The organism is Streptomyces sp. CNT372 (assembly GCF_000377145.1).
The window spans coordinates 243,387-265,621 of record NZ_KB897784.1 but is presented as its reverse complement, the minus strand read 5'-3'; the positions used below and the strand labels follow the sequence as shown (position 1 = coordinate 265,621).

Below are 22,235 nucleotides of genomic sequence, written 5' to 3'. Positions count from 1 at the left end.
GGGCTTCGCGGCCCCGGAGCCCCGCGCAGCCCCGGAGAAGGAAGAGCACATGAGCACGTCCACGACGACGGTCGGCCGTCTCACCGCCCGCGCCGACTGCGCCGCCGACGCGACCGGCGGCATAGCCTTCCGGGTCTCCGGCACCGGCGGGACCACCGCGCTGCTGCTGAGGCGGCTCGGCCCCGGACCCGCCGAGGAGCTGCGCCTGCCGCTGACCGCCGCCGGGGGCGGCACGGCCACCGCCCTGCTGGGGCCGGAGGACCTTCTGCCGGAGGGCCACTGGGAGGTGCTCACCGAGGACGGCCGGGCCGTCGTCCCCGGCGTCCGGGACCTGCGGGTCCTCGTCGACGGGCCGGCCCCGGACGCGGGCCGCGCGGTGATCCGGGTGCCCTATCCGCTCGCCGAGGACCGCCTCGCGGTCCGTTCCTGGGTCCGCACTCCGCACGCGGAGGCCGGGGCGCTCCGCGTCGACCGGGACCGCGGTGCCGTGACCGTCACCGGGCGGCTGCACGGCGCCGCGCTGGGGCCGGGCGCGACGGCCGAGGTCCGGCTCGCGGCCGCCGCCACCGTGCCCGGCCTGCCCGGCGGGGACTCCTTCCCCTCCGCCGTTCCCCTGGTGTCCGTGCCCCGGCAGCCTTCCCGGGCGGCGGCTCCCGCGGGCCGCGTCCACGACGCCTCCCCGGCCCCGGTCCACGAGCTGCCCGCCGACGGCGAGGGCGACGCCTTCTCCTTCACCGTCCCCTACGCCCCGCTGGTCCCGGCGGACGGCGAGGACCTGTACTGGGAGCTGTGGCTGCGTCCCGCCGAGGGCGCGGCCGCCGTGCGCGTCGCGCGCATCCTGGACGACGTGTGGGACCGGGCGGCCGTCTTCGTCTACCCCGAGCACCGCACGGGCTCCCACCGGGCGGCGCCCTGCTACACCCAGGACAACGACCTCTGCGTCCGCGTCCTGGCCGTAGCCGACTGAGCGATCCGGCTCGGCCCCGGCGGATCCCCCGGGGAGGAATAGGGCGATGCTGTGCTGAAAATGTGAATAGCCCGCGCGTGTCAATTCGTTCTGCCGGGGTATACGGGGAAATTTCTCCGTCAGGAATTTCGCATGATCGCGGAAAGTCCGGCAATTGTCGGCCGAACGAGTGCGGACAGCCCGTTCGGGTGAACGAGTTCGAGTCCGGAGGCGGCCGGAGGGCTGTCGAGATCCTGTGACACAAGCGTGACCGCCAGGGTACGCGATCATGCTCCGGGTGATCGGCCGCCCGCTTCCGTCACCGTCCGCTGCCGCCTACGGTGGGGTGCATGGCACCCATACCGACCCCGTCCGACGAACCCGGCGACGTCCCCGACTCCTATGTGGGACTCGGCGCCGAAGCGGCCGAGCGGCAGGCCCGTGAACGCGGCTGGTCGACCGTCAGGGCGCTCCCGCCCGGCTCGATCATCACCATGGAGTACCTGGTCGGCCGGCTGAACTTCGAGGTCCGGGACGGCATCGTGATCCGCTGCTGGAAGGGCTGACGCGCCCCGGTACCCGCTGAGGGCCCGGCACGACGGTGCCGGGCCCCCTGCGCGTGCCTGTGGTCCCGCCCGCTCAGCCGAACGTCAGCCGCCCGTCAGCGGCCGGGAGTGCGGCGGCCGGCGGCTCCCGGCCGGCGTCACCGGGGAACGCTCCGAGCGCGCGTGCGGCCGCGCCGGGTGCGTGCTCGTCCGCGTCGTACCGCCGCCGGACCGGGGCCCGCCCGCCACCGCGACGTGCTCCGGCGCGGGGCCGCCCTCCGGCTGCGGCATCCGGTCCGGCTGCGGCACCAGCCCGGGGCGCGGGCCGCCCGCCGCGACCGGCCGGGACGGCGTGAGCGTCCCACGGGCCCGCCAGCGGGCCCGCAGACCCAGGACCCACGCCTCGGTGCGCCCGATCAGCGGCTCGCACCAGGGCAGGCCCAGCAGGATCAGCAGCCCCGCCGCCCAGCCGAGGAGCACATCGCTCAGCCAGTGCGTGCCGATGTAGACGGTGGTGAGGCCGACGCCCAGGGACACCACGGCCGACAGGGCCGACAGGTAGCGGCGGGCCCTCGGCGTGGTGGCCAGGTAGGCCAGAATGCCCCAGGTCACCACGGCGTTGGCGGTATGTCCGGAAGGAAATATATCGCCGCCCGCGAAGAGCTCGGCCGAGCCGATCTCCGTCGCGTAGTGGGGGCCGAGGCGGCCCAGTCCGAGCTTGACCGCGCCCACCGTGACGTTCAGCAGCAGCAGGGCCGCGCCGAGCACCAGCAGGGGCCTGAGGGTGTGCTGGCGCCAGGAGCGCCAGCCCAGCCATGCCGCGACCATCACGGCTGTGGGACCGCGCTGGCCGAGCACCACGAAGTAGTCGAGAAACGCGTGCGGTTCGGGCCACTGCTCGTACGGCCGGAAGAGCATCAGCTTCCAGTCGAGGGTCACGAGCCACGTCGACGCCAGCACGGCGACGACGATGACCGCGTAGAACGCGGACGTCCCGCCGAAGAGGGCGAGACGGGTGCGGCTCATCCGCGGGATCTCTATCTTCGGCGGTTCCGGCTCCCGGTCCAGCCGGGCAAAGATGTCGGTACGCACCCAATCGACGTTACAGCGAGTGAGTGTGTGGTCCGGTCGATCCACTCCATTCGTGATGCCTATGTGATGTGGAGTCGGTCTCAGGTCCACGTGAATTCCCGGCCCGGCGGGAAAACGCCGAGGCGGATGTCCCTATTCGCCGCACGGGTGGTCCGGCCACGATTTCCGGGGTCCTCCGGGAAATGGTTCACCGGCCTCCCGCGCGGAATTCGTGTGCCGTTCAGCCGCCCCGCGCCGGCCGCCGGACCGCCGGGGGAGTGGCGTACGCCACACCGGGGCCGGTGACGCGGTGAGAGATCGACCACGCGCACCAGGCGGGAACTCGCGTACGCTGACGGCTCACTCGCCCGTCGATGCCGGGTGGCCAGGGGATTCCCCAGCAGTACGTCCCGGGCCGGTCCGCCGAGCGCGAGGAACTACGGGAGGTTCGTACATGTCCGTGACGACCACGGCCGGGGCACGCCTGCGCGCCGCCGGCGGCGGTGCCAACCGCTGGGTCGTCCTCTTCGTCCTCTGCGTCAGCCTGCTGCTGGTCGCCCTCGACGCGACCGTGCTGCATGTCGCGGTGCCCGCCGTCACGGAGGACCTGCGCCCCAGCGGCGTCGAGCTGCTGTGGATCGTGGACGCCTATCCGCTGGTCTGCGCCTCGCTGCTGATCATGTTCGGCACGCTGGGCGACAAGGCCGGCCGCCGCAGACTCCTGCTTCTCGGCTACGCGGTCTTCGGCGTCGCCTCCGCGTTCGCCGCGTTCGCGCCCGGCCCCGAGGTGCTGATCGCCGCACGCGCCCTGCTCGGCCTGGGCGGCGCCATGATCATGCCCGCCACCCTGTCGATCCTGCGGGACGTCTTCCCCGACCGGCGCGAGCGCGCCACCGCCATCGGCATCTGGACCGCCGTGGCCGCCGTCGGCGCGGCGACCGGACCGGTGCTCGGCGGCTTCCTCGTCGAGCACTTCTGGTGGGGCTCGGTCTTCCTGATCAACATCCCGCTGATGGCGCTGGTGCTTCCCGTCGGCCGGTGGCTGCTCCCGGAGTCGCGCGGCGGGACGGACGGCCCCTGGGACGTGCTCGGCGCACTGATGGCCGCGGGCGGCGTCCTCGGCCTCGTGCTCGGCGTCAAGCGCTTCGGCGCGGGCGCCGGACTCCTCGACGTACGGGCCACCGGGCCGCTCCTCCTCGGGGCCGTGCTGCTCGTGCTCTTCGTCCGGCGGCAGAAGCGGCGGCCGCATCCGCTGATCGACATGCGCCTGTTCTCCCGGGCCGCCTTCTCGACCTCCGTCGGCTGCATCGTCCTCGCGATGCTCGCCCTGGTCGGCCTGGAGCTCATCGCCGTCCAGTACCTCCAGCTCATCCTGGGACTGAGCCCGCTGGAGACCGGGCTGCGGCTGCTGCCCCTGACCTTCGCCGCGATGGCCGCCGGTGCGACCGGTTCGTACACCCTGCGCCGGGTCGGGCCGCGCCGGATGGTCGGCTGGGGCTTCGTCCTCACGGCCTGCGCCGTGCTCCTGCTGGTCCTGATGGGCCAGCACGACCGGCCGCTGCTGCTCACCACCGGCTTCGTGCTCCTCGGCTTCGGCCTGCAGACGACCCTGTTCGCGGCCTACGAGTCGATGCTCAGCGAGGCCCCGCCGGAGCAGGCGGGCGGCGCGGCGGCGATCGGCGAGACCTCGTACCAACTCGGCGCGGGCATGGGCATCGCACTCCTCGGCAGCGTGATGAACGCGGCCTACGGGCCGTCCGTCGCCTCCCTCGCCGGGGTGCCCTCCTCGGCCGCCTCCGCGGCGGCGAACTCGCTGGGCGAGGCGTACCAGGAGGCGGAACGGCTCGGCGGCGCGGCGGGGGAACTGCTGCGCACGACCGCCCGGCACTCCTTCGTGGACGGACTGCATCTGACCCTCGTGGTCAGCGCGGGTCTGCTGCTGCTCGGTGCGCTGGCGGCGGTGCGGCTGCCGCGCCGGATGGAGTCGGTGACGGCGTGCGCGGCGGCGGAGGCGTCGGCGCCGGGTGCGCCGGCCGCCGCCGGGACGGCGACCGGGCCGGTCCCGGCGGGCACCGCGCGGGAGGCCGTGCGCGTCCCGCCCGCCCGGGAGTCCGCGGCCCCGCACCTGCCGGGCGGCCACGGCGCCGGGCAACAGGCCACCGCCCCGGCCGCGGATCGTGCCGTGCGGGATCGTGCCGTGCCGGACCGCGCCGCTTCCGAACGCGCCGTCCCCGATCGCGCCGTCCCCGATCGCACCGTCCCCGGCGTCCGGAAGCCGGACGAGGCGCCGGTTGCGACCCGGTCCCGCGCGTGACACGGCGACGGGCTCCGCGCGGCGGCCAAGCCGCACCGCCCGGTGCGGCGGCCGGACCGCGACGGACCCGGTGCGGGGGCCGGAATGGCGACCGGCCCGGTCTGGACGCGCCGCACACTGAGCCGTAACGTCGAGTGCCGTAACTAGCACTGCTAGTTTTCGTCCGTCAGAGCTGCCGGAGGCCCCTCACCATGTCCGCACCCTCGAAGCCCCCGTCCTTCGACCCCGCCGACCCGCTGGGCATCGACGATCTGCTCGCCCCCGAGGACCTGGCCGTCCGCGACACCGTGCGCGCCTGGGCCGCCGACCGGGTCCTGCCGCACATCGCCGAGTGGTACGAGAAGGGCGAGCTGCCCGGCATCCGGGAGCTGGCGCGCGAGCTCGGCTCGATCGGAGCGCTCGGGATGTCGCTCGCGGGGTACGGCTGCGCGGGCGCCACCGCCGTCCAGTACGGGCTGGCCTGCCTGGAGCTGGAGGCCGCCGACTCCGGTATCCGCTCCCTGGTCTCCGTGCAGGGCTCCCTCGCCATGTACGCGATCCACCGGTTCGGTTCCGAGGAGCAGAAGCAGCGCTGGCTGCCCGGGATGGCCGCGGGCGAGCTGATCGGCTGCTTCGGCCTCACCGAGCCCGACCACGGCTCCGACCCGGCCGGGATGCGCACCCACGCCAAGCGCGAGGGTTCCGACTGGGTGCTGACCGGCCGCAAGATGTGGATCACCAACGGCTCGGTCGCCGCCGTGGCCGTCGTCTGGGCCCAGACCGACGACGGCATCCGCGGCTTCGTCGTACCGACCGACACCCCCGGCTTCTCCGCCCCGGAGATCCGGCACAAGTGGTCCCTGCGCGCCTCGGTCACCAGCGAACTGGTCATGGACGGGGTCCGGCTGCCCGCAGACGCGGTGCTGCCGGAGGTCCGCGGGCTGCGCGGTCCGCTGAGCTGTCTCAACCACGCCCGCTACGGCATCGTCTGGGGGGCGATGGGCGCCGCGCGCGCCAGTTTCGAGTCCGCCCTCGACTACGCCCGCACCCGCGAGCAGTTCGACCGCCCCATCGGCGGCTTCCAGCTCACCCAGGCGAAGCTGGCCGACATGGCCGTCGAGCTGCACAAGGGGATTCTGCTCGCCCATCACCTGGGCAGGCGCATGGACACCGGACGGCTCCGCCCCGAGCAGGTCAGCTTCGGCAAGCTGAACAACGTGCGCGAGGCCATCGAGATCTGCCGCACCTCGCGGACGATCCTGGGGGCGAACGGGATCTCGCTGGAGTACCCGGTGATGCGGCACGCCACCAACCTGGAGTCGGTGCTCACCTACGAGGGCACCGTGGAGATGCACCAGTTGGTGCTGGGCAAGGCGCTCACCGGCCTGGACGCCTTCCGCTGACCGCGCTGCCGGACGGCATTTCGCCTGCGGACGGACGGACGGAAGGTCGGAGGGACCGGCGGGTACGGCCGGCTCCGCGTCCGTCGGGGCCGGCTCCCGAAGACGCGGGGGCCGGCGGGGCACCCTGCTCAGCTCTGGTTGAAGAAACCGTCCTGCGAACGGCCCGCCGGGTCGCCCGTGACGATCTGCGTGTCCGCCGGGGTCAGCAGGAACACCCGCTGGGCCACCCGCTCGATCGAGCCGCGCAGGCCGAAGGCCAGACCGGCGGCGAAGTCCACGACGCGCTTGGCGTCGCCGGCCTCCATCGCCGTCAGGTTCACGATGACGGGTACGCCGTCGCGGAACAGCTCGCCGATGCCGCGGGCGTCGCGGAAACCGTCCGGGGAGACCGTCGCGATCCGGCGGCCCTCCTCCGCGGCGGACTCGGAGGCCACGCGCACACGGGGGTCGGTGACCCACGCGTCACCGTTGTCCGCACCCTCGGTGTACTCGTCGTCGTAGTAACGCCCGTCGTTGTCCTCGACGAGTCCCAGCCAGGCGCTCGCCTTGCGTACCGAACCCATGGACGCCTCCTTCCGCTGCTGCAGTGGTCCCACTGCGGTCTCTGTCGTATCCGCACCCCTATGGTCGTCCATAATGCGGATCGCGCGCCAAGTGGATAGTCGCCGCGCAGGGGATTCGTGACGGTACTGGTGCAGAAGATGTGGCGATTCGTCAAGGTTCTTCCTGTGTAGGGGGCATGGGGGGATCAAAATATAAAAGTCGGACCAGACGGGTGAGGCCGGGGGCGTACGGGTGAACGGGCACGTCGATACGATGCCCCCGATCTGTCGAACGACTCACGGGGGGCCGACTTGTTCGGAATCGTCAGACCGTGCGCGCACCGGCTCGGTGAGCGCCTGAAGGCCGAGTGGATGGCGCATTTGTGCGGGCTCTGTCTGGCGCTGCGCGCCGACCACGGACAGTTCGCCCGTATCGTGACGAACTACGACGGCCTGATCGTCTCGGTCCTGACGGAGGCTCAGGCCGCACGTGCCCCCGGGCAGCGGCGCACCGCCGGTCCCTGCCCGCTGCGGGCCATGCGCACCGCGCCCGTCGCCACCGGTGAGGGCGCCCGCCTCGCCGCCGCCGTCTCCCTGGTCCTGGCCTCCGCCAAGGTGCGCGACCACGTCGCCGACGGGGACGGGATGTTGGCCCGCCGGCCGGTCGCCGCGGCGGCCCGCCGGGTCGCGGCCGGCTGGGACCGGGCCGGCGCCCGCTCGGGCGCCGCCCTCGGCTTCGACACCGGCGTCCTCGTCGACGCCGTCGACCGGCAGGGCGGCATCGAGGCGCTCGCGGGCCCCGGCACCCCGCTGCTCGCCGTCACCGAACCGACCGAGACGGCCACCGCGGCCGCCTTCGCGCACACCGCCCGTCTCGCCGGGCGTCCCGCGAACGCGGCTCCCCTCGCGGAGGCCGGCCGCCTCTTCGGCCGGCTCGCGCATCTGCTGGACGCCGTGGAGGACAGGGAAGCTGACGCCGCGTCGGGTGCCTGGAACCCGCTCTCCGCCACCGGCACCTCCCTCGCCGAGGCGCGCCGCCTCGCCGACGACGCCCTGCACGGCATACGCCTGGCCCTGCGCGACGCCGACTTCGCCGACGACCGGCTCGTGCACGTCCTCCTCGCGCACGAGCTGCGCACCTCGGTGGACCGGGCCTTCGGCACGACGACCTGCTCCCACCAGCCGGGGCCGTACGCGCCCGGCAACCCCTACGCGCCCGGCGGACCGGGCGGCCCCGGCGGGCCGCTGCCCCCGGAGCCCCCGCGCCGCGACCGGCGCGGGCTGATCGCCGGCTGCCTGGTGTGGGCCGGACTCGCCTGCACCTGCCAGATGTGCTGCGGCACCTTCGAGGACCCGTGGAGCGGGCAGCGCCGCGAAGGGCTCTGCAACAGCTGCGACTGCGGAAGCTGCTGCGACTGCTGCTCCTGCTGCGGGGACGGCTGCTCCTGCTGTGAGGGCTGCGACTGCTGCGACTGCTGAGGTGGCGCGGGTGGGCGCGGGTGGGCGCGACCCGAGGCGATCGGCGCAGGGGGCGGGCCTCGGCTGCCTCGACCGGAGCGAGCGGCGCGCGAAGGCCGGCGGAGGATGGTCGGCGTCCATGTGCTTTCGGCGGGTGAACGGTCCCTTGCCGAAGAGTCGTTGGGGTCGTTTGGCGGTGAGGAACGCCCTCCGGCACACCTGCACACATCTGCACATCGGGCCCCCGTCCGGCTCCCCGGGCGGGGGCCCCGATGTGTGGCGGGGGCGTTTACTCCGAGGCCGTGCGGGGTTCCGGCGGGCGGCCGGAGCGTCCCGTGAACCTGTGAAGGCGCTGTGAACGGGGACGCGTCGTCGTGTGCGCGTCCGCTGCTCGGCCTTGTGTGCGACTGTGACGCGTCGCAATAGTGGGCCGCGTCATCCTCCGTGACGGGACACCCCACTTGTCCTGCCACGGCCCCCCACAGGAGGTCACTTTGAAGCACCGTCGCATACCCAGGAGAAAAGCTGCCGTCGCGGGTGGCGCCGTCGTCGCCCTGGTCGCCGCGGGCGCCACGTTCCAGTCTGCGAACGCCAGTGACAACACCGAGCAGTTCAGCGTCACGTCCCTCTCGGCCCCGGCGGCCACCTCGCTCGCCGTCTCCCTGGAGGCGGACCTCGGCGCGGACGGGGCCGGTGCCTACTACGACACCGAGGCGAAGGCCCTCGTCGTCAACGTCGTCTCCGAGGACGCGGCCCAGACCGTGCGCGAGGCGGGCGGCAAGGCGCGCGTCGTCCAGAACACCCTGAAGGAGCTGACCGGCGCCCGGCAGACCCTGACGGAGAAGGCGACCATCCCCGGCACCTCCTGGGCCACCGACCCGGTCACCAACAAGGTCGTCGTGACCGCCGACCGCACGGTCGAGGGCGCCGACTGGGCCAAGCTCCAGGACGTGGTGAAGGGCCTCGGTGCCAAGGCCGAGCTCAAGAGGACCGCGGGCGAGTTCAAGCCGTTCGCCTCCGGCGGCGACGCGATCCACTCCGGCGGCGGCCGCTGCTCCCTCGGCTTCAACGTGGTCAAGGACGGTGCCCCGCACTTCGTCACCGCCGGCCACTGCGGTGCGTCGGGCAGCTCCTGGTCCGACTCCGCCGGCGGCTCCGCGATCGGCACGATGGTCGACTCGAAGTTCCCGGGCGACGACTACGCGCTGGTCAAGTACGACGGCGCCGCCGAGGCCCCGAGCGAGGTCAACCTCTACAACGGCAGCGCCCAGGCCATCACCAAGGCCGGCGACGCCACGGTGGGCATGCAGGTCCAGCGCAGCGGCTCCACCACCCAGGTCCACGACGGCGAGGTCACCGGGCTCGACGCGACGGTGAACTACGGCAACGGCGACGTCGTCGAGGGCCTCATCCAGACCAACGTCTGCGCCGAGCCCGGCGACAGCGGGGGCTCCCTCTTCGCCGGTGACACGGCGATCGGCCTCACCTCCGGCGGCAGCGGCAACTGCTCCTCCGGCGGCGAGACCTTCTTCCAGCCGGTGACGGAGGCGCTGTCGGCGTACGGCGCGACGATCGGCTGACGTCACCCGCAACGCCGGTGCCCCACCCGTACCACCCGTATTACTCGCACCATCTGCACCACCCGCACGTGTTTCATGCGCAGGGGCCGTCCTCCAGGGGGCGGCCCCTGCCGCGTGTCACCGCGGCGTGTCACCGCAGGCCCGCGGTGCCGGCCGGGCGTCCCGGGCCCGGTCCGAAGCGGGCACGGGCCGGTCGGCCGCCTTCCCGGCGCGGCGGGTGCTGTCGTCGTCAGGGCCGCAGGCCGGCTGCCGGGGCGCCGGCGCGGTTTCGCCGAGCCCGTCCGCGCGGGCGCCGGCCGCGCGCTCGCGGAGCGTAGGCCCGGCCGCCGCACCCGCCCCGACTGCCGCCCTACCGGCAAGTTTTACCGGCACGTAACTTCCCTGTTGCGGTTACTCACTCGTACGTTGAATCCAGCGTTGTCGTGCGCACGGCAAACCACTCCCACAGCACTGCCATCGAACTCCCTTGAGCCGCAAGGAGAACGACCGATGCTGCCTTGGAAACGTGCGCTCAGACCGTTGTCGGCCCTGCTGCTGGCAACCGTCGTCGCCCTCACCCCCACCGCGACCGCCACCGCCGCTCCGACCGCTGCCGCCCCCGCCAGCGGCTGGAACGACTACCGGTGCAAGCCCTCCGCCGCCCATCCCCGCCCCGTCGTCCTCGTCCACGGAACCTTCGGGAACTCGGTCGACAACTGGCTCGTCCTCGCCCCCTACCTGGTGAAGCGCGGCTACTGCGTCTTCTCTCTCGACTACGGGCAACTGCCCGGCGTCCCCTTCTTCCACGGCCTCGGCCCCATCGAGGCCTCCGCCGCCCAGCTCGACGCCTTCGTCGACCGGGTCCGGGCCGCCACCGGCGCCCCCAAGGTCGACATCGTCGGCCACTCCCAGGGCGGCATGATGCCGCGCCACTACCTCAAGTTCCTCGGCGGAGCGGCCGAGGTGAACGCCCTCGTCGGCATCGCGCCCAGCAACCACGGCACCACCCTCGGCGGCTTCACCAAGCTGCTGCCCTATTTCCCCGGCATCGCCGGACTGCTCAACGAGCACACCCCGGCACTCGCCGCGCAGGTCGCCGGATCGGAGTTCATGACCCGGCTCAACGCGGGCGGCGACACCGTCCCCGGGGTGAAGTACACCGTCATCGCCACCCGGTACGACCAGGTGGTCACGCCCTACCGCTCCCAGTTCCTCAACGGCCCGGGCGTCCGGAACGTGCTGCTCCAGGACCTCTGCCCGATCGACTTCTCGGAACATGTCGCCATCGGCACCCTCGATCTGATCGCCTTCCACGAGGTCGCCAACGCCCTCGACCCGGCCAACGCGAGACCGACCACCTGCCTGTCGGTCCTCGGCTGACCCGTCCTCTTGTGTGATCCGCCCGGCTGTGCCCGGTCGGCACACGGACGAGGCCGCTGTACGCCCCGGGCAGGGGAGCGTACGGCGGCCTCGCGTCATGGACGGGCCGTGCCCGGTCGGTCAGCGGCTGTGGCGGCCACCGGCTGCCGAGGACCGGCGCCGGCCGAGGCCGAACAGCGCCGCCGCACCCACCGCGAGAGCCGCCGCACCGCCGGCGGCCATGTACGTGGTGCTGCTGTCGCCGCCCGTCGCGGCCAGCTCCTCGTCGGACGCGGTGGAGGTACCGGCGTCCCCGCCGGCCGCCTCGGGAGCGTTCGCCGAGGCCGGCTCCTCCGCCGACTTGGGCTCGACCGCGTTGCCGCCGGCCTCCTTCGCGGGCTGCTCGGCGCCGTCCGCGCCCTTGCCGCCGTGCCCCTCGTGCCCGGCGTGCTCGTCGCCACCGTGACCGCCGTGGCTCACGGTCGACTTGTCGGTACCGGCCTCGATGGCCGCGTCGGAGGGGGCCGAGGCGGTGGGCGCCGGGGCGCCGCCGCCACTGTCCTTCCCGAACACCACGTCGGAACAGGCGTAGAAGGCCTCGGGGGAGTCCGAGCGCTGCCAGATCGTGTAGATCAGGTGGCGGCCGGACTTGTCCGGCACGACGCCGTCGAAGGTGTACGCGCCGTTCTGCGCCTTGGAGTCGACGACCGTCTCGGCGATCGGCTTCGTCTCCAGGTCCGACCACTTCAGGGGCTTGGCCGGGTCGTAGCCGTCCTTGGTGATGAACAGCTGGATCTTGCCCTTGTGGGGCGCCGTCGCCTTGAACTGGAAGGTGCGGTTGCCGGCGGTCAGCGGCGACGACGGCCAGTCCGCCCGCGGCAGGTCGAGCCCCTGGTACTTCTCGCGGCCCGCGCTGCAGAGCTTCCCGTCCGGGATGAGCTGCTGGTGGTTCCCGGCCGCGTCGGCGATGTTGACCTCGTTCCAGTCGTAGAACGCCTGGGTGCCGCTGGCCGCGACCGCCGCCTTGCACGCCGCCGACTGCGGATTCTCCGGCCCCTCGGCGAAGCACGCGGACACCCGGCTGACCGGGTCCGTCAGCGAACCGTGGGCGACGGCCGGGGCGGTGGCCAGAGAGACCAGGGCCAGCGGCCCGAGACCGAGCGCGGCGACCGTGGCGACCTTGCGGCGAGCGGTCATGGTGGGGTTCTCCTTCGAACGTGGGTGGGGGGCGGGACCGGAACGAACCGGCGGCGCGGCCCCCCGTGGGACTACGGCGCCGACGGCTCCCACCGGCCCGACGTCTGAGCAAGCTAGCCCCTCGAAACCCCGAAATCGCCTGCTGGGAAAGGGATCCGGCGATCCTTATGGTCCCTTTAAGGCGGCGCTAAGAAGGGGCTCAGGAAGAGCGGTGTTCACGCTTGTCCGGCCACTGGGCTCGCGGTCGACCCGTCCGTGGGCGTCCAGGGGGAGCTGTCCCATGTTGTTGCGGGTGGCTCCCCTTGTGGCTCCCCGCGTGGGCCGAAGGGTGACGGCGGTCGCACGTGGGTGCCGTATATCTCTGCCGTAATGTCCGACTGGCCGTGGGTGGATGCTCGTTGTGGCACGGACCCTGGCACGACGCACCTGCGGTTGCTCCCGCTGACGGTTGTCCAGACCGGGCGATTGCTATGGACGGTATCTTCGGGAGTAACTTCAAGCTGTAGCGCCTAAGTTGGCATCTCGTGCGATGGCCCCACCCGCGGGGCGGTCCCATCGCTTTGTGTTCCAGCGGGCGCACTCCGGTACGTTCCCACAGGAGTCGATGCGCGATGACGAATGCTTCCTCCCCATGGCCCTGCTGTGATCGGGGCATAGAGTGCCGAGGAATACAGGTCCCTGGATACACTGCGTGCCTGGCCCACTTGAATGAGGCCGACCGCAACACTTACATCGCCAGCCTTACACCAGGCGCCGATATCGATCACCGTGGAACTGTTCTCTCCGAGGTCGTGCTTGACGTGCTAGTGGACGCTCTCCGCGTCCCCAGCACTGGCAAGCCGGAATTTGGTGCTGCCCGCTTCGCCGAGGCACATTTCGAGGGTGCTAATTTTGATGATGCGACTTTCCTTGCTGATGTGGAGTTTAATGGCGCTACATTCATGGGTGATGCCCAATTTGAACAGGTCACCTTTTGTGGAAATGCCCGATTCGGTGACACTTCCTTCCGTGGCGGAGCCGATTTTACTCGAAGCGTATTTGCATCTAATGCAATTTTTGCCGGGTCGCATTTCCAAAAAGCTGCTGGTTTCGTTGCTTCAGTCTTCAACCGGGATGCCCGATTTCGGGCAGTAATCTTCGATGGAAGTGCCGGTTTTGGGGAAGCAATCTTTTCCGATTCTGCGGACTTCAGTCTCGCTTCGTTCGCCAGCCATGTTGGATTCTATGGGGCCAGCTTTGCGTATATCGCAGAATTTGGTGACGCCAGGTTCGCTGGTGCGGCGATGTTCAATGCGTCCAAATTTTCTGATGAGGCCTGGTTTCACGGGGCCGCCTTCGATGCTCACGCACGCTTCGATGGTGTGAACTTCACAAAGCGCGCAGATTTTTCGGACGTGCGGTTCGAGGTGGCTACGACCTTTGGGCCTGTGGTTTGTGGTGACCGCTTGGACTTGTCAGGGGCAATTTTTCCTATGCCTATGACGCTGGAAATAGCTGCTCGTGCGGTGGATTGCCTGCGAACCCGGTGGGAGTCAACGGCGACTTTACGTCTCCGCTATGCATTCGTAGATCTCGCCCAAGCGGTGCTCACCTTCCCGGTTGCAGTTGCGTCCCATCCTGAGATGTTCACATTTCGCAATGGCCACGGAGAACTTGAAACGGCATGTGAGATTCTGCTGGAGGGCATTTCCCCGGAAGTGAAAGTTACTTCCATTCAGGGTGTGGACGCTGCTCACCTAGTGCTGGTCGACACGGATTTGAAAGAATGCCTCTTCTTTGGTGCTTTTCACCTAGACCAGCTTCGATTGGAGGGGCGCACTAAATTCTCACAACCGCCTGTTGGTATTCATCGCCGACCTCTGTGGTGGGCGACGCGACGCACGCTCGTAGAGGAGCATCACTGGCGTGCTGTGTCGGTGGGACAGCCCACCCTGCCGACAGGGCAAGCGCCGTCCTCTCGTCAGTGGCGGGTTGGCCCCCACCACCCTGATGAAGAGCGTGCTCCTGACCCTGAGGACGTTGCCGCCCTGTACCGACACCTGCGAAAGGCATTCGAAGACGGCAAGAATGAACCTGGGGCAGCAGATTTTTACTACGGCGAGATGGAGATGCGCCGCCTTGACCGAACCAGCACGTCAGCTGGCGAGCGGAGCTTGCTCTGGGCCTACTGGGTGCTCTCCGGCTACGGTCTGCGGGCTTCCCGTGCGCTGGGCTGGCTCGCTCTCGCTCTGCTTGTGACGATCATCCTGATGATGGGGTGGGGATTGCCTGACTCGTCTCCAAAGCAGACGGCAAGCGGCACTGTTCCCGCTAGCGGCGGGCGAGTGTCTCTCGTGTTGGATAAGCCCGATCCGGATCTCACCCTGCCATTCAGTCGACGTTTCACGGTCGAGCGCTTCGATAAGGCTGCGCAGGTGGTCTTGAACAGCGTCGTGTTTCGGTCCAGTGGCCAAGACCTTACTACCGTTGGCACCTACACTGAGATGGTTAGTCGCTTTGCTGAACCCACTCTCTTGGCGCTGGCTGTCCTTGCCATGCGTGCCCGCATCAAGCGCTGACCACGATCGACGGTTAGGGGAGGGATCGCCACACTTCACGCAGAGTCGGGCCGTTTGCTGTAGTAGGTGTACTTCATCGCAGTACTCACTTGGCCCACCTCGGCTCTGCCTCTGGCGACGGTGGGCGGGATGGGAGTCCTCCACGCACGCCACCGTGGTCCCGCAGTCGGCACCGGCGCCTCTGCATCACTGGACCGGTCTCGGCGCCGAAGGTGCAGAGAGGCCGAACCAACGGGCCAGCCCACGCCTCGCGTGGGGCGCTTCAATCGAGGTAGAGAAGGCACCCGATGCTTGACACTGCTTGTCTCGGCTGGCTCGGCGCGTGCATTGGGGTGTGGGAGGAGTTGTCGCCTGCAAGGCAGCTCATGGGACGCTTGAGTCAGACAACAGGTACGTAGGGAGAGGAGACCGAGTGTCGCAGCGGGTCAGCCCTCGCGGGACCTTCGCAAGAATCGCAGATGCCTTGAAGGCGGAGATTGAGGCCAAGCCTGAGATGACTGAGTTGCCGACGCTCGCGACTGTCACGGAGCAGTACGGGGTATCTCGGGGCCTAGCCCTGCGGGCCTTCAACGTGCTGAAGGAAGAGGGCGTAGCCGAACCGGTGCCCGGCGGGCGATGGCGCGTGATCAGGGACGGGCAGAACGTCGACCGTCGACCGCTGGCCGAGCGAATCGCCGACGTGATTACGAAGGACAACATTGCGGTAGGCGCACCGTTTCCCAGCACGTCGGCCCTCGCCGCCCGGTTCGGGGTCTCGCGGCCGACTGTGGCTAAGGCGCTGGACAAGCTCGAAGCTGCGGGGCTGCTCTCAGCGACGCGACAGGGAAAACAGCGCACTGTGCTGGCAGTGCAGAACAAGGAAGAGGAGGGGCCCAAGCTGTGAGCACATCGGGACTGACGGAGTGGGCGTACCCCCTCGCAGAGTCGCTGCTGGCCGAACCGCTGCCGCGCCGGTGGAAGCACTCGCTCGGAGTGGCCGAGCGGGCGCGGACGATCGCTCTCATCCTCGGGGAGGACGCCGAACTGTTGGAGGCTGCGGCCGTGCTGCATGACATCGGGTACTCGCCGGACCTTGCGAAGACCGGCTTCCATCCCATGGACGGGGCCCGATACCTGAGGGACCACACCGATGCGGACATGCGAGTGATCCGGCTGGTGGCTCACCACTCCTGCGCATGGATGGAAGCGGAGGCGCGGGGACTGCGCGATGAGCTGGAAAGCGAGTTTCCGCGCGAGCGCACGCAGCTCGGGGACGCGCTCTGCTACTGCGACATGAACACCACACCGGACGGGACCCCCACCAACCCGCTGGACCGTGTGAACGAGATCGCGGGGCGGTACGGGCCGGACAGCCTGATCGGCACGTTCATCCGTCGCGCCGAACCGGAGATCCTGGCCAGTACCGTCCGCGTCCTGGAGCGGGTTGCCGCCGCTAAGCGTCAGCCGATGTAGGGGACGGAGCGCGTCGTGTCCATGGCGTGCTCGATGCGCAGCCGCATCGTCGGGTGGATGTCGAGCTCCGTCAGGTCCGCTGGGGCGACCCAGCGGACCTGTGTCGTCTCGTTGCTCGTACGCACGTCACCGCCGACCGGTCGCGCCCGGAAGCAGATGCTGAACTGCTGTCGTGCCTCGCCGTCGTCGTACAGCATCACGTGACCGGGGTCGGTGTAGATCCCGGACATGTCGACGACTTCAGCCTTGATCCCAGTCTCTTCCCAGACTTCGCGCACGACTGTGTCGCTGATGGACTCACCCACGTCGTGCCCGCCGCCGGGTAGAGCCCACCGGCCGTTGTCGGACCGCTGGATCACCAGCACCTCGCCCGCGTCGTTCTGGACGAACGCGACGACGGACGGCACGACGGAGTTCGCCGGCGGGGCGTCAGGATCGTGCAGGTAATCAATGCGTCCCATGCTCAAGCTCCCGTGAGATCGTGGTCCGTCACCTGGCGCGCGCCTCCCCAGGTTTGTTCGATGCTATTCGCGTAGGTGTCGAAGAGCCCGCCGCCTGGCAGCCGCCGCAGGTGAAGGACCGGTGCCATGTACGCGCCGATGCCGTAGACGTGGGTGTTCACCAGCATTTCGTCATCCGCTCGGAACAGTGAGTTGTAGAGCGTCGCGTCGTGCAGTCGGAAGCCGATGTCCGGATGGCTCGCGAACAGCGGACGATAGTTCATGAGCGCATTGCGGATCTTGCCGTCCATGATCTGGTGACCCTCATCTATGCCACGCTGCTTGACCGCTGCGCAGCCCGGGTCACCGAGCAGGACGCGCACCTGGGCGTTCGCCTGCACCTTGGCCTTAAGCAGGTCGTGGAACAGCGGGTCTTCTGAGAGCCACAGTCCGGAGTAGACGAGAACGTCTATGTGCGACTGGGCTCGTCCATAGATCTCCCGCCACAGGCCGGCGGGCACCATGTGCCGGTGCGGGTAGACGGTCACGATCTCAGCTTTGCTCAGGTCGGAGGCGCTTTCGACCGAGCGCGAGTCCTCCCACAGCGTCGTGACGTCGACCTTGAGCAGTGACGCTGTCGCGTACTGATGGCGGCGATACGGGACCTTCCCTTGCGTGATCCAGCGTTCGACGGTCTTCGGGTTGACCTCGATCGCGTCCGCCAGGTCCTGAACGGTCATGCCCTGTGCCAAGAGGGCTGACCTTAAGCGCTCGTTGGACATCTCAACCCCTGGTGGGACGTCTAGGGACTTCCTGACCGTAGCGAGATCACCCCGAGGTGTCTATGCGTGAGGTGCACAACGCCCCTCACCTGCAGTAATTCTGATGGTGCGCCAAGAAGTTCCGGCGCGAAACGCGAAGAGTCCGGCAGCAAGCTTGACGGAACTCCATGCGGTACCTGTAATAGAGGTACTGCATGGGCTTCGGCTCGATCGCGGTTCTCAGCGTGCCTGTGCAACGGGTGCGCCGCTCAACAACTGGACAGTGTGATCCACCGCAGTACCACGGCCGTGAGGACGCCGGCCGAGGCGAGTGGAGACCAGCCGACCGAGACCGGGCCCGCGTCACAAACGGGCCCCACACCCCAGATGGGGGACACGCCATCGGCTTTAAAGAACCGCGTGGTTGACATTGACGCCGCGATGCGCTCCGGGAACCAGGCCTCCCCGGGGTCAGCGGCACCACGCGAGTAGGAGGTCTGAGCAACACCCCAGTCTTCCGCAGCCTCTCGGCTGCGGCCGGTTGCCTCCTCCGCCCGTCTCGTACGGGCGGGGCCGAGGGGAGCCGGATGGTTCCAGACGGCGAGAGGCCCCGGAGCGGCTACTCCGGGGCCTCGTTCGGGCCGTTCCTGCTTGGAAGGAGCTGACCCTATGAAGTCCATCATCACACTCCCGGCCAGGTCTGAGGCCCTGGCGTTCGACGGGGAGCCGTCGGCGGCGGAGCTGGACGCGATCGAGCGGGAGATGCCGCTGATCGAGGCGGAGCTCGACCTGCTCGACGCGCAGATCACCACCCTCGACCGGTCGGCCACGGCGCTGGACGGGCGCCGGATCCGCCGGGCCCGCAACCGGGTCATGACCGCGCGCCGGGACCTGGCGAACCGGGCCGCTGCGGAGCTGCTGGGCGGTGCGGCGTGAGGGCCCGCACGCTGACGGACCTGAGCACGCCGCTGATGACCCTGCGGCTGCTGGCTTCCGAGTTCCCGCACCTGCCGGCACCCTCAGTGTCGGTCTCGACGGTGTTCCCGGACCTGCTGGACCTGTCGTTCCACGACGACTTCGCCGGGTTCGAGGCGTGGCGTGAGGCCCTGGGCATCGACCCCGAGGATGTCGTTCACCACGTTCAGGGCAACGGGCACACGGGGGTTCTGGACGTTCACGGCATGTTCGCCGGGGCGCGTCTGCGGCTGACCGGCTACGCCACGATCCCGGCTCCGCGGCGCGAGCGTTCACGGGCGGTGGTGCCGTCGTGAACAGTGTTCAGATCCGTTCAGCCGACCGGGCCCTGTCGGTCGGGACCTGGCTGATCGTGGCCGGGGCGATGCTGTTCTCCATCCTCACCGTCACCCCGCTGATGGCGAAGCACACCCCGGACGGATGGCGCTGGACGGCCCCGATTTTGCCGCTGGTGGTGGACGCCGCGGTCGTCATCGTGGTCCGCCTCGATTCGGTTCTGGCGCGCCTGGGCGGGAACGGTGGCTGGTGGCCGGTCGTGCTGCGGTGGATGACCGGCTGCATGACCCTCGCGCTCAATGTGGCCGACTCCGCGCTGCGAAAAGACCTGGTCGGAGTGGCCGTGCATGCGGTCGCGCCGCTCCTGCTGATCGTCACAGCGGAGACCGGGCTCGCCTACCGGCGCGCGATCGCCGCCGCCGTCGCTCGGCTGGAGGCCGAGCAGCGCGCCGAACGGGAATCACAAGAGCGAGCCGCGACCGAGCGTCGGGAAGCCGCCGAGCGGCGGGCCCGGGAGGAGCGCGAGCACGCCGCGACGCTCGCCCGTGAACAGCGTGAACACGAAGCCCGTCTCGCCCGCGAACAGACCGAACGGGAGGAAGCCGCACGCCGCGCCGAACGGGCCGAACGCGAGGAGCGGGAGCGTGCCGAGCGGGAAGCCCGTGAACGCCGTGAACGCGAGCGTGAACAGCAGCAGCGCGAGCGTGAACGCCTTGAACGCGACGCTGAACAGCGCCGCGAGGCGGAGCGTCTGGCACGGGAGCAGGCGGCCCGCCGGGAGCAGGCGGAGCGCGAGGCCCATGAACGCCGTGAACGTGCCGCGCTGCTGTCCGGTGGACCGGTGGACGAGAAGCTGCCCGAGGACCGCGCCCGTGCCGTCGTGCACGCCGCGTTCGCCGAGGGGCTGCCGGTGCGGTCGGCCGCTGAGCTGTGCGGTTGGTCGATCGGCTGGGTCTCGACCCGCTACCAGGAACTCCGAGACAACGCCCCCGCCCGTCTTCTTGAAGGGGCCGCCCGGTGATCCCCACCTATCCGTGGCGGTGCGCCCCGGACGGGTTGGCGACGTTCCGGCAGCTCCGCGCGCAGGGTCTGCGCCCGGGTGGTCAGGACGTCGCCGCCCAGCTCGAACGCCCGCGCCGCCGGCGGGGCCCGCTCGTGGCCTACCTGTACCGGGTTGACCTGGCCAAGCCGGTCCGGCCCATGACCCCCGCGCGGCGGGCCGCCCTGGAGCGGGCGAACGCCGCGCGCCGGGTGTGCCCGGAGTGCGGGCGGGATGCCGGTTACCGCATCCCGCCCTCGCTCGGCATGTGCGCGTCCTGCGCGTTCCCCGACTCTGCGGCCGCGTGAGCGGCACCGAGGAGAATCCCGTGTTCGCGACCGTGTTCGTCCTGCTCTACGTCGGCCATCTGCTGGCTGACTACCCGTTCCAGACCGACCATCAGGCCGACCACAAGGCCGATCCGGGCGCCGCCGGGTGGCGGGCGAATCTCGACCACGCCGCTACCCACGTGGTCACCTGCGCCTTCTCTCTTCTGGCGGGGATGGTCGTGCTCGACCTGTCCGTGAGCACGTGGGCCGCGTACGGGGCTCTGGCGTGGATCGGCGTCACGCACGCGTTCATCGACCGCCGTTGGCCCGTCCGCTGGTGGATGGAGCGCTTCGGCCAGAGCGAGTGGGCCCGCCATGGCGGTGCCGCGCACGTCGACCAGACCGCCCATGTCGCCGCCCTCGTGGTGGCGGCGCTGGCTCTTGCTGCCTGACAGCCACAAGGGCCCGGCCGCTTCCTTCCACAGTCCCGGCCGGGCCCTCTCGTCTCCCAAGGGAGGTTCCCAGCATGACCGACCTCAGCGTTGAGCCGGTAGTGGCCGATCCGGCCACCGCAGCTCCTGAGCAGTCCCCCGCCCCCGAGGCCGCGCCGCAGAAGCAGGTGGTGGAGCACACGCCGGGCGGCTGGCCCGTGGTCCCGCTCGCCCTGACGGGGGCGAATACCACCGCGACCCTGCTCGCCGGTGCCGCGCTCGCCGGCGGGCCGGTCGCGGCGATCGTGGCGACGACCGGTGCCGTCGTCCTCGGCGCCGCCGCCCACCGCACCAAGAACAAGCCGCACCGTGCCGCCAAGGCCGCCGACAAGCCGGGCAAGCCCGGCAGTGGTGCTCGCCGCATGCTCGGTATGACCGGCGGCGGACGGACGCCGGGCGGGCGGGTGCCGTCCCAGCCCAAGCGCTCATCCGTCGGCGGTCGCCTCGGGGGCTCTGGGTCCCTCGGGGCGGCGTCGTCGAAGCGGTCGCCTGGCTCGGCGGGTGCCAGTGCTGCCGGTCGCCGTGGGACGACCGGTGCCAGGAAGTCCCGCGCCACCACGTCCGCCCACCCCTCGCCCGCACACGGCACCTCCAACGCTCGCGTCGTGAAAGGCAGGTTGGGGCAGGTTCGGGCGGTGCGGCAGGAGGCTCGGGCAGTGTCACCGTCGCGGGCGGAGCGCCGCGCGGGCACGACGTCGGCCCGGCGGCAGGTCGCGGACGCGCGGCGGGCGGCGAAGCAGCAGGCCCATACCGCGTCGGCGGCCTCGAAGGGGGCGGTCGGCCGGGCCGTCGCCCGGGGCACCGGGGCTGCCGGGAAGGCCCGTACGGCGGCGGCCGGCCGGTTGCGCACGGCCCGCGACGCCAAGGCGGCGTCCACGGTGGCCGAGCGGCGGGCGCAGGTCCGCAAGGCCGCCGTCCGCAAGAAGGCCCGTGTGGCGTTGTGGCGGTCGGCCGCCCGGTTCCAGGGCCGTCGGCTGCTCGCCGCCCTGCTCGGCGGTGCGCTCGGCATCGTCGGACTGGTGTCGACGCCGCTCGGGCGCAAGCTCGGCTGGCAGTGGCTGCAGCACCCTGGCCGGCGCCTGTACGCGCGGTTGGTGAAGCAGGCGCGGGCCGATCGTGAGGCCCGCGACGCCGCGATCCGCGCCCAGCTCGGCGCGGAGCTGGAGGCCGCCAGCACGGAGGCCGAAGAGCAGATCGGTGACCGGGCGGAGCGTCCCGCCGGTCACGTCCCCACCACCCCCATGGAAGGAGACGGCATGTCCGGGTTCAACTTCGAGGAGCAGGCGGCGGAGATGGAGTCCGCCGCGCAGAACTACGAGCCGGAGTCCGCCATGGAGATCCTGGCCATGGTCGAGTCCCTCCCGGCGGCCCTGACGTCGGTGGCGAACACGATGCGGATCCTGGCCGAGCGCTCCGACTCGGAGTTCCCGCTGGACAAGTCCGTGGCGGACGGCTTCAACGACATCTTCGGCGCCCTGATGAGCGCGGTCGCGGTCGCCGAGGACATGGGCCCGAGCTTCCGTCAGGCCCACGAGTACGACATCGCCCGCCACGAGGCACCCCGCAACGGCTACGAGGCCGAGAAGGGCTGGAACGTCTGA

21 protein-coding genes are annotated in these 22,235 nt (G+C 70.5%); 16 read left to right on the top strand and 5 right to left on the bottom strand.

What is annotated here, in order from left to right:
• Window positions 1–49: 49 nt before the first annotated feature.
• Together C593_RS0120130 and C593_RS0120125 are read left to right on the top strand one after the other, a co-directional pair.
• On the top strand, window positions 50–967 hold the full coding sequence (locus C593_RS0120130) for a hypothetical protein (protein WP_018849110.1): 918 nt from the start codon (window positions 50–52) through the stop codon (window positions 965–967).
• Between the two features lie 329 nt (window positions 968–1,296).
• The gene (locus C593_RS0120125) at window positions 1,297–1,512 is read left to right on the top strand and encodes an I78 family peptidase inhibitor (protein ID WP_018849109.1); all 216 of its coding nucleotides are present in this window, start codon (window positions 1,297–1,299) and stop codon (window positions 1,510–1,512) included.
• A gap of 84 nt (window positions 1,513–1,596) precedes the next feature.
• Here C593_RS0120125 and C593_RS0120120 read toward each other — a convergent pair whose 3' ends face one another.
• Window positions 1,597–2,583, bottom strand: a complete 987-nt coding sequence (locus C593_RS0120120) for a phosphatase PAP2 family protein (protein WP_018849108.1) — start codon at window positions 2,581–2,583, stop codon at window positions 1,597–1,599.
• A 433-nt stretch (window positions 2,584–3,016) separates the two neighbouring features.
• Between C593_RS0120120 and C593_RS0120115 the strand changes: the two genes are divergently transcribed.
• Both C593_RS0120115 and C593_RS0120110 read left to right on the top strand, forming a co-directional pair.
• Entirely contained in the window at window positions 3,017–4,876 is a 1,860-nt protein-coding gene (locus C593_RS0120115; protein WP_018849107.1) for an MFS transporter, read from the top strand.
• A gap of 191 nt (window positions 4,877–5,067) precedes the next feature.
• On the top strand, window positions 5,068–6,258 hold the full coding sequence (locus C593_RS0120110; RefSeq protein ID WP_018849106.1) for an acyl-CoA dehydrogenase family protein: 1,191 nt from the start codon (window positions 5,068–5,070) through the stop codon (window positions 6,256–6,258).
• Between the two features lie 128 nt (window positions 6,259–6,386).
• Here C593_RS0120110 and C593_RS0120105 read toward each other — a convergent pair whose 3' ends face one another.
• Entirely contained in the window at window positions 6,387–6,821 is a 435-nt protein-coding gene (locus tag C593_RS0120105; RefSeq protein ID WP_018849105.1) for a cell division protein SepF, read from the bottom strand.
• Window positions 6,822–7,112: 291 nt separating this feature from the next.
• Here C593_RS0120105 and C593_RS0120100 point away from each other — a divergent pair, with 291 nt between their 5' ends.
• The 3 genes from C593_RS0120100 to C593_RS0120090 all read left to right on the top strand — a co-directional run bounded on the left by C593_RS0120100 (window position 7,113) and on the right by C593_RS0120090 (window position 11,197).
• On the top strand, window positions 7,113–8,279 hold the full coding sequence (locus C593_RS0120100) for a DUF5685 family protein (protein ID WP_078521681.1): 1,167 nt from the start codon (window positions 7,113–7,115) through the stop codon (window positions 8,277–8,279).
• A 473-nt stretch (window positions 8,280–8,752) separates the two neighbouring features.
• Window positions 8,753–9,838, top strand: coding sequence for an alpha-lytic protease prodomain-containing protein (locus C593_RS0120095; protein ID WP_018849103.1), 1,086 nt, complete (start codon window positions 8,753–8,755; stop codon window positions 9,836–9,838).
• Window positions 9,839–10,327: 489 nt separating this feature from the next.
• Window positions 10,328–11,197, top strand: a complete 870-nt coding sequence (locus tag C593_RS0120090) for an alpha/beta fold hydrolase (RefSeq protein ID WP_026277878.1) — start codon at window positions 10,328–10,330, stop codon at window positions 11,195–11,197.
• A gap of 120 nt (window positions 11,198–11,317) precedes the next feature.
• Here C593_RS0120090 and C593_RS0120085 read toward each other — a convergent pair whose 3' ends face one another.
• Window positions 11,318–12,373: a lytic polysaccharide monooxygenase gene (locus C593_RS0120085; RefSeq protein ID WP_018849101.1), complete on the bottom strand. Its 1,056-nt coding sequence runs from the start codon at window positions 12,371–12,373 to the stop codon at window positions 11,318–11,320.
• 704 nt (window positions 12,374–13,077) lie between these two features.
• Here C593_RS0120085 and C593_RS31880 point away from each other — a divergent pair.
• The 3 genes from C593_RS31880 to C593_RS0120070 all read left to right on the top strand — a co-directional run bounded on the left by C593_RS31880 (window position 13,078) and on the right by C593_RS0120070 (window position 16,383).
• Window positions 13,078–14,931 carry a pentapeptide repeat-containing protein gene (locus C593_RS31880; protein ID WP_486591156.1) on the top strand — a complete coding sequence of 618 codons (1,854 nt, stop codon included), beginning with the start codon at window positions 13,078–13,080 and terminating at the stop codon, window positions 14,929–14,931.
• A gap of 463 nt (window positions 14,932–15,394) precedes the next feature.
• Entirely contained in the window at window positions 15,395–15,814 is a 420-nt protein-coding gene (locus C593_RS0120075) for a GntR family transcriptional regulator (protein WP_486591155.1), read from the top strand.
• The gene (locus C593_RS0120070) at window positions 15,811–16,383 is read left to right on the top strand and encodes an HD domain-containing protein (RefSeq protein WP_018849098.1); all 573 of its coding nucleotides are present in this window, start codon (window positions 15,811–15,813) and stop codon (window positions 16,381–16,383) included. The genes C593_RS0120075 and C593_RS0120070 overlap by 4 nt, the downstream gene beginning before the upstream one ends.
• On the opposite strand, the gene C593_RS0120065 is transcribed toward C593_RS0120070, so the two are convergent.
• Both C593_RS0120065 and C593_RS0120060 read right to left on the bottom strand, forming a co-directional pair.
• On the bottom strand, window positions 16,371–16,844 hold the full coding sequence (locus tag C593_RS0120065; protein ID WP_018849097.1) for an NUDIX hydrolase: 474 nt from the start codon (window positions 16,842–16,844) through the stop codon (window positions 16,371–16,373). The two genes, C593_RS0120070 and C593_RS0120065, sit on opposite strands and share 13 nt — an antisense overlap.
• Window positions 16,845–16,846: 2 nt before the next feature.
• Entirely contained in the window at window positions 16,847–17,605 is a 759-nt protein-coding gene (locus C593_RS0120060) for a helix-turn-helix domain-containing protein (RefSeq protein WP_018849096.1), read from the bottom strand.
• 648 nt (window positions 17,606–18,253) lie between these two features.
• Between C593_RS0120060 and C593_RS0120055 the strand changes: the two genes are divergently transcribed.
• The 6 genes from C593_RS0120055 (at window position 18,254) to C593_RS0120030 (ending at window position 22,235) form a co-directional block, all read left to right on the top strand.
• Window positions 18,254–18,520: a DUF6284 family protein gene (locus C593_RS0120055; protein WP_018849095.1), complete on the top strand. Its 267-nt coding sequence runs from the start codon at window positions 18,254–18,256 to the stop codon at window positions 18,518–18,520.
• A 35-nt stretch (window positions 18,521–18,555) separates the two neighbouring features.
• Window positions 18,556–18,855 carry a hypothetical protein gene (locus C593_RS0120050; RefSeq protein WP_051093736.1) on the top strand — a complete coding sequence of 100 codons (300 nt, stop codon included), beginning with the start codon at window positions 18,556–18,558 and terminating at the stop codon, window positions 18,853–18,855.
• The gene (locus C593_RS0120045) at window positions 18,852–19,856 is read left to right on the top strand and encodes a hypothetical protein (RefSeq protein ID WP_018849093.1); all 1,005 of its coding nucleotides are present in this window, start codon (window positions 18,852–18,854) and stop codon (window positions 19,854–19,856) included. Before C593_RS0120050 ends, C593_RS0120045 begins: the two co-directional genes overlap by 4 nt.
• On the top strand, window positions 19,853–20,182 hold the full coding sequence (locus tag C593_RS0120040) for an RRQRL motif-containing zinc-binding protein (RefSeq protein WP_018849092.1): 330 nt from the start codon (window positions 19,853–19,855) through the stop codon (window positions 20,180–20,182). The genes C593_RS0120045 and C593_RS0120040 overlap by 4 nt, the downstream gene beginning before the upstream one ends.
• Before the next feature lie 20 nt (window positions 20,183–20,202).
• Window positions 20,203–20,595, top strand: coding sequence for a DUF3307 domain-containing protein (locus tag C593_RS0120035; protein WP_018849091.1), 393 nt, complete (start codon window positions 20,203–20,205; stop codon window positions 20,593–20,595).
• Window positions 20,596–20,669: 74 nt separating this feature from the next.
• Entirely contained in the window at window positions 20,670–22,235 is a 1,566-nt protein-coding gene (locus tag C593_RS0120030) for a hypothetical protein (protein WP_026277877.1), read from the top strand.

Coding starts and splice junctions, on each gene's coding strand:
- C593_RS0120110 (WP_018849106.1), top strand. CDS start 5,068: ATGTCCGCACCCTCGAAGCCCCCGTCCTTCGACCCCGCCGACCCGCTG.
- C593_RS0120055 (WP_018849095.1), top strand. CDS start 18,254: ATGAAGTCCATCATCACACTCCCGGCCAGGTCTGAGGCCCTGGCGTTC.
- C593_RS0120085 (WP_018849101.1), bottom strand. CDS start 12,373: ATGACCGCTCGCCGCAAGGTCGCCACGGTCGCCGCGCTCGGTCTCGGG.
- C593_RS0120105 (WP_018849105.1), bottom strand. CDS start 6,821: ATGGGTTCGGTACGCAAGGCGAGCGCCTGGCTGGGACTCGTCGAGGAC.
- C593_RS0120130 (WP_018849110.1), top strand. CDS start 50: ATGAGCACGTCCACGACGACGGTCGGCCGTCTCACCGCCCGCGCCGAC.
- C593_RS0120125 (WP_018849109.1), top strand. CDS start 1,297: ATGGCACCCATACCGACCCCGTCCGACGAACCCGGCGACGTCCCCGAC.
- C593_RS0120115 (WP_018849107.1), top strand. CDS start 3,017: ATGTCCGTGACGACCACGGCCGGGGCACGCCTGCGCGCCGCCGGCGGC.
- C593_RS0120050 (WP_051093736.1), top strand. CDS start 18,556: ATGACCCTGCGGCTGCTGGCTTCCGAGTTCCCGCACCTGCCGGCACCC.
- C593_RS0120030 (WP_026277877.1), top strand. CDS start 20,670: ATGACCGACCTCAGCGTTGAGCCGGTAGTGGCCGATCCGGCCACCGCA.
- C593_RS0120065 (WP_018849097.1), bottom strand. CDS start 16,844: ATGGGACGCATTGATTACCTGCACGATCCTGACGCCCCGCCGGCGAAC.
- C593_RS0120090 (WP_026277878.1), top strand. CDS start 10,328: ATGCTGCCTTGGAAACGTGCGCTCAGACCGTTGTCGGCCCTGCTGCTG.
- C593_RS0120060 (WP_018849096.1), bottom strand. CDS start 17,605: ATGTCCAACGAGCGCTTAAGGTCAGCCCTCTTGGCACAGGGCATGACC.